Genomic DNA, 10,354 nt, shown 5'->3' with positions numbered 1-10,354 from the left:
GCCACCCAATCCATGCTTAAAAGGTATTATTATGTATTTTTTATAAAATTGGGAACTTGTCTAGAACATAGAACCTGTCCTTTTCATTAACTGAAAGTAGAAACAGATAAAGGAGTGAAAAACATGTTCTCTTCTGATTGCGAATTTACTAAAATCGATTGTGAGGCGAAACCAGCTAGTACACTACCTGCCTTCGGTTTTGCTTTCAACGCTTCTGCCCCTCAGTTCGCTTCATTATTCACACCATTACTATTACCTAGCGTAAGTCCAAACCCAAATATTACTGTTCCTGTAATAAATGATACAGTAAGTGTCGGCGATGGCATTCGAATTCTACGAGCTGGTATTTATCAAATCAGTTATACATTAACAATTAGTCTTGATAACGCACCTGTTGCACCAGAAGCTGGTCGTTTCTTCTTATCATTAGGTACGCCAGCTAACATTATTCCTGGATCAGGTACAGCAGTTCGTTCTAACGTTATTGGTACTGGTGAAGTAGACGTATCCAGTGGTGTTATTCTGATTAACTTAAACCCTGGCGATTTAATTCAAATTGTACCAGTTGAGTTAGTTGGAACTGTAGACATCCGTGCTGCAGCATTAACAGTTGCACAAATTAGCTAGTAAAAAGCGGTATTTCTTCCTTAGAAATACCGCTTTTTATATTTATAATAAAAAACACTCACAGTAATATGAGTGTTTCATTCTTCATAATGTTTTATTGTGTTCTTCTTTTTCCCGCAATTACATCCCTTTTTCTTCACAAATCCTTGTTGTTGTAATTGTTCTTGGTATGCCTGTTGTTGTGCTTGGTGTTGTTGCTGTATATGATACCATTGCTGCAGGTCATATGAATTTTGCCTTGGACTATTACTCACAGCAAACATCTCCTCTACTGTCAATTGTGTCTATTTACTATATGAACAACTCTTTATTTCCGTTCCCTCATTCTTTTAAACTCCGCTTTTTCTCGTATTATGAAAATATATTATTCTCCTATAAAGTATCCTGTAATCGTTTCAATGATTGCTGCTGCTCCTGCAATAGCTAATAATGCAAGTAACGGCTCTGCAACGATAGGAATCCAATTATATAAAACTAATAAAAAAGCACTAACCCATACACCTGTACACCAATAACAGCTTAATAATTCTCCAATCCACTTTCTTAATCCTTTACCTTTTACTTTTGTAAAAGTTGATACACTTCCATCCGGCTCTGTAATCTCTAATTCATCAATAAACGGTCTTCGCAAAAAAGCTGTAATTTTATCATAAACAATTAAACGGGTGAGCCTAAAAGCAGCTAACGCGAAAATGAAAAATAAAAGCCAACTTGTAAACAGCATGATTCCACCTTCCCTTATCTTCTTTCGCCTATTTAAAAAAAAAGCTCTTGAGAGTGTGACCAAATCTCCTCGACTCCAATATCTTATTAATGTAAATACAAACAAGAAGATAAGGAGTGACATTAATGAGTTGTAACGAAAATAAACACCATGGCTCTTCTCATTGTGTAGTTGACGTTGTAAAATTCATCAATGAATTACAAGATTGTTCTACAACAACGTGTGGATCTGGTTGTGAAATCCCATTTTTAGGAGCACACAATAGTGCTTCAGTAGCAAATACACGCCCTTTTATTTTATACACAAAAACTGGAGAACCTTTTGAAGCATTTGCACCAACTGCAAGCCTTTCTAGCTGCCGATCTCCAATTTTCCGTGTGGAAAGTGTAGATGATGATAGCTGTGCTGTATTACGTGTATTAACTGTAGTATTAGGTGATACTTCTCCTGTACCACCTGATAATGATCCAATTTGTACGTTTTTAGCTGTACCGAATGCAAGATTAGTATCGACTAACACTTGTCTTACTGTTGATTTAAGCTGCTTCTGTGCGATTCAGTGCTTACGCGACGTTTCTATCTAATAAGTGAAGTAAACTAAAAAACTATTGGGGTGGTAGAAAATTTCTACCACCTTTACATATTTAAAAGCCGGCCATACTAATCGATTGGATATCATCTATAGACAACCTAATATCTCTCATACTATTTTGCGGCATAATGGATACAATGCCATTACGATACGATATGATTGATCCAATATAAGAAACTGTAGCCGTTTTTATTCTGCACCTTACTTTCGGAATGTAATGAGGACGGTTTAATAAGAAATGAATTTTCTCATCATTATTCATATCCTTAAATGATTTATTATACGGAACAGTTCTCACTAGCTCTTGCTGTTCTTGTACTTGTTCCTCTTCTTCTATTTTTTCTTCTACTTGTTCTTCTTGTTGCTCTTCTTGTTGTTCTATTACTTCTTCCACAGCACTACTTACAGCATTTTCGTTTCTATTACTTCGCTCTTTTCGATCCTCATTTTCAAAGTTTGTTAAGATAATCCTTTTTATTTTCGGTGCAGCAAGTTCCATACTTACTTGCGCAATATATAACAACGGTTTTCCAACTGTTGAACTTTTATTTTTATTCTTCACACTCGTCCCTCCCACTTCCATACGTAGCTGCATAAATCGTGTACTATTATAGTTATATTCATAACGTGGTAAGAACTTTCGTTAAAAATCATTCTTTCTAAGAACAAATAAAAAGGACAATCTCAGCATTTAGAGATTGTCCTTTAAAAATTACTATTATATTTATCCTAGGATATGATACCCTGAATCAACGTGAATGTTTTCTCCTGTTACGCCGCGTGCTAAATCACTGAATAAGAATACTGCTGTATCCCCAACTTCTTCTGGAGTTGTTGTACGACGAAGTGGTGCGCGCTCCTCAATTTCTCTTAAGATTGAGTTAAAGTCGCCTACACCTTTTGCAGACAACGTACGAATTGGTCCTGCAGAAATAGCGTTAACGCGAATGCCATGTTGACCTAAATCGTTAGCTAAATATTTCACGCTCGCTTCTAATGAAGCTTTTGCAACACCCATTACGTTATAATTTTTCACAACGCGCTCGCCGCCAAGGTATGTTAACGTTAAAATATTTCCGCCTTCTGTCATTACTTTCTTCGCTTCTCTTGCTACAGCTGTTAAAGAGAATGCACTAATATTTTGTGCAAGTAAAAATCCATCGCGAGAAGTATCTACAAATTCACCTTTTAAATCATCACGATTTGCAAAAGCTATACAATGTGCAACACCGTGAATTGTACCAACCTCTTGCTTGATTGTTTCAAAGCAAGCTGTAAGTTCTTCATCATTTGTTACATCACAAGGTAATACAAGTGATTCTTGTCCTTCTAATGTGTCCGCTAATTCACGAACGTTTCTTTCTAAACGTTCTCCTGCATATGTGAAGATTAGTTTTGCACCTGCATTATGCAAAGAGCGAGCAATTCCCCACGCAATACTTCTTTGGTTCGCAACGCCCATAACAACAAATGTTTTCCCTTGTAATAGTTCCATGATATATCCTCCCAGAATTACTTATACTTGTTATTAGTACCTGATACTATAATTATAGTACCATAAAACCTCTTAAAGGCAAACAAAAAAGTCATTAACTTAAATTTTGTTAATGACTTTTTGTTTCTATAAAAAACCGCTCTAATCCTTCTTCCCAAGAAGGCATTTGTGAAAAACCATTTAATCGTAGCATGTTATGTTGAAAAACAGAATATTTTGGTCTCGCTGCCGCCGCTCCAAATTCTTCGGTTGAAACAGGTAATACATTCACTTTCATATTTGCATACGCAAATATTTTTTTTGCAAATTCAAACCAAGAACATGAGCCTCTATTTGATACATGATACGTACCATATAAAGAAGTATGCATGAGCTTATTAATCATCACATTTAAATCCGCCACATAAGTAGGAGAGCCGATTTGATCCGCTACAACAGACACTTCTGTCCTGTCTTTCCCTAATCGCATCATCGTTTTCACAAAATTATTTCCATGCTTACCATATAACCACGATGTGCGAACGATAAAATATTTATTATGTAACTCTTTGACAAACTGCTCTCCTGCATACTTAGAAGCCCCGTATACATTTATCGGTGATGGATTATGAAACTCATGATAGCCATCTGGTCTGTCACCTTGAAATACATAATCGGTACTAATATAAACCAACTTTGCCCCTACTAATTGTGAAGCAACCGCTACATTGCGAGCTCCTATTGCATTTATTACATAAGCAAGGTCTTGTTCTTTCTCAGCATGATCAACCTTCGTATACGCTGCACAATGAATAATTATATGTGGCCTTATCTCTTGTACCACTTGCTGCATTTGGGATATATTTGTTATATCTAGTAACTTTTTATCAAATGGATATATGTCATATTCTTCAGGATTTAACTCTTCTTGTAGTTGCTTTCCCAATTGACCATTTGCTCCCGTTATGATAATCCGTTCTTTCATTTATATGCCCCTTATTTTTCTTTTAGTGGTTTCCACCATTCTATATGATGTTCATACCATTCCACCGTTTCTTTTAGCCCCTGTTCAAACGTATACTGCGGTTCCCACCTGAGCTCATTCTTCATCTTTTGTGCATCAATCGCATAACGACGATCATGCCCTAAACGGTCTGTAACATACGCAATATCTTCTTTCGTTCTTCCTAAGAGAGAGATAATTTGTTCCACAACATCTACATTGGTTTTTTCATTATTTCCACCTATATTATATACTTCTCCTATATGTCCCTTATGCAGAACAACGTCAATCGCACTACAATGATCCGTTACATGTAACCAATCTCTTACATTTAATCCATCGCCATATAACGGTAGTTTTTTTCCTTCCAGCGCATTCGTAACCATTAACGGAATTAACTTTTCAGGATATTGATACGGCCCATAGTTATTGGAGCAACGCGTTACTATAACTGGTAATTGATATGTTTTATAATAAGATAAAGCTATCATGTCGGCGCTCGCCTTGCTTGAAGAATATGGACTATTTGGAGCTAACGGGGTTTCCTCGGTAAATCGCCCTGTTTTCCCTAAAGAGCCGTACACCTCATCTGTTGATACTTGCACGAGTTTAATATGTGGATATTTTTTTACTAATTCTAATAATGTGACTGTCCCAATTACATTTGTATCATAAAAAGGGATCGGATTTTCAATACTACGGTCCACATGTGATTCAGCTGCGAAATTTACAATCACATGGACGTCTCGCTCTTTTATGACATGCTCTAGCAGCTCTCCATTTTGAATTTCTCCTTTTACAAAAGAGTAATTAGGATGCCCTTGAAGAGACTTCACGTTATTTAAATTCCCGCTATATGTTAATGCATCGAAATTAATAATTTTATATGTTTCATATCTTTGTAACATGTAATGAACAAAGTTACTTCCAATAAATCCGGCCCCACCTGTTACTAATATATTCATATAACAACTCTCCTACTCAAAAGCTATCTTCGCATTCCTGAAGTAACGGTAATATTCGATCTTTATCAGACAAAATAGGACTTGTTACCGGCCATGGAATTGCTAATTCTTTATCGCTCCAAAGTAACCCTGAGTCATGCTCGGCGCTATAATATTCATCTACTTTATACATAACAATCGTATGCGGAACAAGTGTACAAAAACCATGTGCAAATCCTTTTGGCACTAATAATTGCCGGTGATTATCTGCACTTAAAATATATCCTCTCCACTGTTGAAACGTTGGGGAATCTTTTCGTAAATCGACGATAACGTCATAGATTGCTCCTTGCATAACTTGAATAAGTTTCGTTTGTGCTTTCGGATTTTTTTGAAAGTGTAATCCCCGAATCGTTCCCGCCTGCGCTGAATAAGATACGTTATCCTGTACAAACGAATACGTAACCCCTAATGTTTCTAGCACCTTCTTATTATAACTTTCTGTAAAAAAGCCACGCTCATCTCCAAATAACCTCGGTTCTAACAATTTTGCGTCGGTAAAGTTTGTTTCTACAACTTTCATATTCTCACCTATTCTCCGTTAAACTGTTTCCCAAAGTTTATATCCCTCGCTAACGTATTCGCCTTTTGAAGAGAAACATGAGTTCCCGCATCCGTCCACCAACCGCTCATTTCATTATAAGTAAGTACCCCTCGTTTTAAATACCAATTATTAATATCTGTAATTTCAAGTTCTCCCCTTGCGGAAGGTTTTAATTCTTTTATATAAGAAAAAACTTTCGAATCATACAAATAAATTCCTGTAACTGCATAAGAACTTTTCGGCTCTTTCGGCTTTTCTTCAATTTCAATTATTTTTCGGTTTTGAATATTTGCTACACCAAATCTCTCCGGATCATCTACAGATTGTAGCAGTACTTTCGCACCCTCTTTTTGACTTGCAAACTCTTCAACGTACGGACGAATGTCATCTGAAAAAATATTATCTCCTAATATAACTACCATACGATCTTTCCCGACGAAATCCTCACAAAGCCCTAATGCTTGTGCAATTCCCCCAGCCTTATCTTGCACACGATACGTAAAGGACACGCCAAACTCTTGACCGCTTCCTAAAAAACTAACAACATCTCCCATATGCTCTTTACCTGTAATAATCATAATATCTGTAATCTCGCATTGTTTTAACTTATATACCGCATGATAAATCATTGGGTAACGTCCAACAGGAAGCAAATGTTTATTTGTTACTTTCGTTATTGGATATAATCTAGATCCAGTTCCACCTGCTAAAATAATTCCTTTCATCCTGCATCTCTCCCTTATGATGGAGATAGTATATCTTTGTAATGTTCTACAAACACTTTCCGATACTTCTCATATGTATCCGCATCAAACTCATCCCCGTTGTAATGTATACACCATAAATTTGCTTGATTAGGGATACCAATTAAATAACCCGCCTTTTGAAACTCTAAAGACTGCGACACATCATAAAAGTGGAATCCTTGAAACAAGTCTTCTCGCCATGGAATATCATATTGTGTGGCCATTAATAATCCATCAATTGCCTGAACTGACATAAATGATTGATTCTTATAAAACAGCTGATCCAAATTTAATAATTGATAATTCTGTCTCCTGTACTCAATCACTTTCCCTACCAAATTTTTTCCTTCCCACCATATCCCGTTGCTCGGTAAAAATTGAGCACCAGCTACGCCAATTAAACCAAGTTTTTCATTATCTTTAAAAAGAGAAATGAGTGTATAAAACATCTCTCGATTAATAAGATAAGTATCTTGATGTATATAAACCTTATACTTCGCGGGATATGAAAGTGCTCGGTTATATGCACTTGCCATACTTTTCGCATCTCGTATCGGAAAAATTTGTACGACATAACCAGGGGGAACAAAAAGGTTTCGTATTTGTCTCTCGCATTGTTCAAATAGCTCTTCATTATTTATACAAACAACGACTAATATTGTATGATCCTTCATCTTGTAGCCCCTCTATTCGTCTTGATTTACATCTGACATATAGTGCTCCACAAATATCTTTCTGTACTTTTCATAGTTGGTCATATTCACATCAATATGATAATGAATGCACCACGCATCACGCTGTACAGGAACCCCAACTGTATAGCCAGCTTTTCTAAATTCAAATGATTGAGATACATCATAAAAATCAAACCCATCAAACAAGTCTTCCCGCCACGGAATATCGTATTGCGTTGCCATTAATAATCCATCAATACATTCTACAGGCATAAATGTTTTTGACTCATGGTACGGCTTTTCTTGACTTGCCATATAATATAAATCATTCATATAACCAATTACTTTCCCAACAACTCCTCTGCCTACATTCCATGTTCCATTTGGAGGAACATATTGGGCTCCAACCATACCGATCATTCCAAGATGTTCATGTTCCTGAAACAATTGAAGTAATCCATATAAAAATCCTACATTTACAATGAAAACATCTTGATGTATATACACTTTATATTTTGCTGGATGCGAAATTGCTTGATTATATCCGCTCGTCATACTTTTCGCATTCCGAATCGGCATAAACTGTATCGTATATCCTGGAGGAACTGGCAATTGTAATATATGTCGCGCACATTGTGCATACATTTTCCGATCATTTATACACGTAACAAATAATATTGTTTTATCTGCCGTACTCATAATTGTGATTTTTCTGCTTCAATAATATATTGAAATACAACCGTCTCAGCCATGAAGCCACTTCCAAGACGATATTTTTTACAAATTCCATATAACTCCTCGATAAGCGGTTCATACATTTTATGATCAACATATACACGATCTACTTTACTAATCGAATAACCTGCTTTTAAAAACATTCGTAGCATTTCATTAAATGTAAAGAAACGAATATGTGTTTTATCTAATAGACCATATTCTGTATACGTCCAGTTTCCAGCGAGTAAGGGAGCTAATACTGAAATGTGAGAAATGTTCGGTATACTAGCCAAAATTACACCATTTTGCTTTATATATGGTTTTACTTTTTCTATTACAGCCCACGGATCAAATAAATGCTCTAATACGTCCCCAAATATAACGCAATCAAATTGCTCCTCCTCATACGGCATATCCATTGTTTCTATATCACCTAAAATAACATGATCTAGTTTTTCTTTTGCTTTTTCTGCCGCCTCTGGGAATGCCTCAATTCCAGATACACGTGTGCCATTTTCTTTTATGACCGCTCCCAATGCACCACTCGAGCAACCGATATCAAGAACTTCTTTCCATTCCTTTTTTATATGCTTTAATAAATTCGGATTCACTGCATTATAATAATGCCCAGACTTTTCTTCATATAAAGAATTTTTTGGGGAATTCATTTCACACACTCCTTATGCAAATTGAATTTGAAATATAAACTTCATATGAAGTCTATAGATGTAACCAGTACTGGTTACATTACCGATACTTTACTATATAGCCAATCTATTAGAGTTAGAATCTTGATAAGCCATTTCTAAAAAACGCAACCTATAACGATTTATATAGTTTATCAAAAACACTCCGAAAATATTTGCGATTGTATTCAATTGCAGCATTATTCGGAACATAAGAAGCTGCTAATTCATTGTAATAATAAGCTTTATCTTGCTCGCCTAACTTGCTATAACAAATACACATTTGTAAATAGGGAATCCATGTGTAGCTAGCTGGACTGTGAAAAGGACTCTCTGTTGCCATTGTCACTTCTGTTGCAAGTTTAAACCAAAAAATTGCTTCATTGTATTTTTGTTGATCCATATATATATATCCTATTCTTGTACAATTCTCTCCTCTAGGGACATCATACCGAAATGACTTTACACAAGATTCAACTGCTTTCTCCCACATTCCAAGCTTTGCATAGCAATCTCCTAATTTACCACATGCATAAATTTTCTCTTCATACCAACCTTCATCTTGATTAAGAAATGTTTTATAAAGTAAAACTGCATCATCATATTTTTGATTATCCATAGATTCATTCGCGTAATAAAACAAATCTCTCGGACTCAATTCTTCTCCAGCTGCTACAGCATCCTGAAAAATTTTCAAATTGCGGTTCGTTACTTTCTTTTCTTTTTTATGCGTAATCGCAACATTACTATTAAAAATCTCACCAAAAATAGCTAAATACTCATGCACCTTTCCAAACCATTGAAATTCTTTTTCACGCTTTACAAGCCGATATCTTTTTGTACAGTATAAAGGTTTCCCATTAGAATCCATTACAAGATGATAAGGCATCGAAACAGCATCCACATTAGAATCTAATTCTTTTTTTAATAGCTTCAATGCCTCTTGAGCATCTTCTAATAACACATCATCAGCATCTAGCCATAATATATATTCTTGCGTTGCTTTTGAAAAAGAAAAATTTCTAGCTGCCGCAAAATCATTAATCCATGGAAAGTCATATATGTTAGAGGTATATTGAGCTACAATTTCTTTCGTTCGATCAATGGAACCTGTATCAACTATAATAATTTCATCAACGATTTTTTCTACTGCGTCTAAACATCGACCGATTGTATCTTCCTCATCTCGAACAATCATACATAAACTAATTGTAATTCCTTGCTTGTTCAACATAATCACCCTCTTCCAAATCAATCATATGTTATACATACAATAAACTTTCCACTTTTTTAACTTGCACAAGCAGTTTAAGATTTCTTTTCAATAATTCAAATGTCCGTGTCATTTTCTTCCGGTTTTGCATCTACTATATAATGAACGCTTTATGGAGGTGAATTTATGTCAAATAATAATTATTCAGATGGATTAAATCCCGATGAATCTTTATCAGCTAGTGCATTTGACCCTAATCTTGTAGGACCAACATTACCACCAATACCACCGTTTACCCTTCCTACCGGGCCGACTGGACCGACTGGACCGACTGGGCCGACTGGGCCAAC

General features: G+C 35.8%; 15 protein-coding genes. 3 read left to right on the top strand and 12 right to left on the bottom strand.

Features of this window, described 5'->3' with window-relative positions:
• Positions 1 to 123 precede the first annotated feature (123 nt).
• A complete protein-coding gene (gene exsF, locus DN392_RS29460; protein WP_061673292.1) occupies positions 124 to 627 on the top strand; it encodes an exosporium protein ExsF in 504 nt (167 codons plus the stop codon).
• 77 nt (positions 628 to 704) lie between these two features.
• On the opposite strand, the gene DN392_RS29455 is transcribed toward exsF, so the two are convergent.
• Entirely contained in the window at positions 705 to 890 is a 186-nt protein-coding gene (locus tag DN392_RS29455) for a hypothetical protein (protein WP_033657682.1), read from the bottom strand.
• A gap of 101 nt (positions 891 to 991) precedes the next feature.
• Positions 992 to 1,351 carry a DUF1360 domain-containing protein gene (locus DN392_RS29450; protein ID WP_000899661.1) on the bottom strand — a complete coding sequence of 120 codons (360 nt, stop codon included), beginning with the start codon at positions 1,349 to 1,351 and terminating at the stop codon, positions 992 to 994.
• Between the two features lie 125 nt (positions 1,352 to 1,476).
• Here DN392_RS29450 and exsY point away from each other — a divergent pair, with 125 nt between their 5' ends.
• Entirely contained in the window at positions 1,477 to 1,935 is a 459-nt protein-coding gene (gene exsY, locus DN392_RS29445; protein ID WP_001277728.1) for an exosporium assembly protein ExsY, read from the top strand.
• A gap of 60 nt (positions 1,936 to 1,995) precedes the next feature.
• On the opposite strand, the gene DN392_RS29440 is transcribed toward exsY, so the two are convergent.
• The 10 genes from DN392_RS29440 to DN392_RS29395 form a co-directional block, all read right to left on the bottom strand.
• Positions 1,996 to 2,526 carry a spore coat CotO family protein gene (locus DN392_RS29440; protein ID WP_064056868.1) on the bottom strand — a complete coding sequence of 177 codons (531 nt, stop codon included), beginning with the start codon at positions 2,524 to 2,526 and terminating at the stop codon, positions 1,996 to 1,998.
• 141 nt (positions 2,527 to 2,667) lie between these two features.
• Positions 2,668 to 3,438, bottom strand: coding sequence for an enoyl-ACP reductase FabI (gene fabI / locus DN392_RS29435; protein WP_000421885.1), 771 nt, complete (start codon positions 3,436 to 3,438; stop codon positions 2,668 to 2,670).
• A 109-nt stretch (positions 3,439 to 3,547) separates the two neighbouring features.
• Positions 3,548 to 4,402, bottom strand: a complete 855-nt coding sequence (rfbD, locus tag DN392_RS29430) for a dTDP-4-dehydrorhamnose reductase (protein ID WP_061672178.1) — start codon at positions 4,400 to 4,402, stop codon at positions 3,548 to 3,550.
• A gap of 11 nt (positions 4,403 to 4,413) precedes the next feature.
• The gene (rfbB, locus tag DN392_RS29425) at positions 4,414 to 5,385 is read right to left on the bottom strand and encodes a dTDP-glucose 4,6-dehydratase (protein WP_088321079.1); all 972 of its coding nucleotides are present in this window, start codon (positions 5,383 to 5,385) and stop codon (positions 4,414 to 4,416) included.
• 16 nt (positions 5,386 to 5,401) lie between these two features.
• A complete protein-coding gene (rfbC, locus tag DN392_RS29420; RefSeq protein ID WP_061672180.1) occupies positions 5,402 to 5,947 on the bottom strand; it encodes a dTDP-4-dehydrorhamnose 3,5-epimerase in 546 nt (181 codons plus the stop codon).
• A gap of 8 nt (positions 5,948 to 5,955) precedes the next feature.
• A complete protein-coding gene (locus DN392_RS29415; protein WP_064056826.1) occupies positions 5,956 to 6,693 on the bottom strand; it encodes a sugar phosphate nucleotidyltransferase in 738 nt (245 codons plus the stop codon).
• A gap of 14 nt (positions 6,694 to 6,707) precedes the next feature.
• Entirely contained in the window at positions 6,708 to 7,388 is a 681-nt protein-coding gene (locus tag DN392_RS29410; protein ID WP_088321077.1) for a glycosyltransferase family protein, read from the bottom strand.
• 12 nt (positions 7,389 to 7,400) lie between these two features.
• Positions 7,401 to 8,087, bottom strand: a complete 687-nt coding sequence (locus tag DN392_RS29405; protein ID WP_000100683.1) for a glycosyltransferase family protein — start codon at positions 8,085 to 8,087, stop codon at positions 7,401 to 7,403.
• Positions 8,084 to 8,773: a class I SAM-dependent methyltransferase gene (locus DN392_RS29400; RefSeq protein WP_064056827.1), complete on the bottom strand. Its 690-nt coding sequence runs from the start codon at positions 8,771 to 8,773 to the stop codon at positions 8,084 to 8,086. Before DN392_RS29400 ends, DN392_RS29405 begins: the two co-directional genes overlap by 4 nt.
• 151 nt (positions 8,774 to 8,924) lie before the next feature.
• Positions 8,925 to 10,025, bottom strand: coding sequence for a glycosyltransferase (locus DN392_RS29395; protein WP_064056828.1), 1,101 nt, complete (start codon positions 10,023 to 10,025; stop codon positions 8,925 to 8,927).
• 165 nt (positions 10,026 to 10,190) lie between these two features.
• Between DN392_RS29395 and DN392_RS29390 the strand changes: the two genes are divergently transcribed.
• The coding region (locus tag DN392_RS29390) for an exosporium leader peptide-containing protein (protein WP_139187177.1) at positions 10,191 to 10,354 on the top strand (164 nt) is incomplete at its 3' end.

The organism is Bacillus sp. BB51/4 (assembly GCF_008368845.1).
Lineage (GTDB): Bacteria > Bacillota > Bacilli > Bacillales > Bacillaceae_G > Bacillus_A > Bacillus_A wiedmannii.
This window is presented reverse-complemented; position numbering and strand designations above follow the sequence as displayed.